We start from the raw sequence: 493 nt of genomic DNA, 5'->3' as shown, positions 1-493 counted from the left end.
AGCTTTCAGGTGGACAAAGACAGCGGGTTGCTGTGGGCAGAGCTTTGGTTAACCATCCGTCGATCATCCTGGCCGATGAACCTACCGGAAATCTGGATTCCAAAACTTCTGTAGAGATCATGAACCTGTTCGATGAAATTCATACCGCAGGAAACACAGTGATTCTTGTGACACATGAAGAAGAGATCGCCCGCCACGCCCACCGTATTATACGTCTTAGAGATGGGATGATCGAAAGCGATGAACGCAAAGAAGTGAAATTTGAAGTACGAAGTTAGAAGTACGAAGTTAGAAGTTAGAAGTACGAGGTACGAAATTAGAAGTACGAGGTACGAAATTAGAAGTACGAAGTATATAAATAGCAAGGTCTGATCTTTAATTTCTTAGAAAAATAGTAATTTAGAAACTGCTTTAAAAAGGCTCTAACAGGCTGGAAACAGCTCCGTTCTAATTTCTTATTTCTAAAATCTAACTTCCAGAAAAATGTCTTTCC

General features: G+C 40.4%; 1 protein-coding gene. It reads left to right on the top strand.

Features of this window, described 5'->3' with window-relative positions:
- The coding region (locus HC175_RS17780; RefSeq protein ID WP_168139603.1) for an ATP-binding cassette domain-containing protein at positions 1–278 on the top strand (278 nt) is incomplete at its 5' end.
- Positions 279–493 lie beyond the last annotated feature (215 nt).

This window comes from Salinimicrobium oceani (assembly GCF_012037645.1).
The sequence above is the reverse complement of the archived record's forward strand: the minus strand, read 5'-3'. Positions and strand labels throughout refer to the sequence as shown.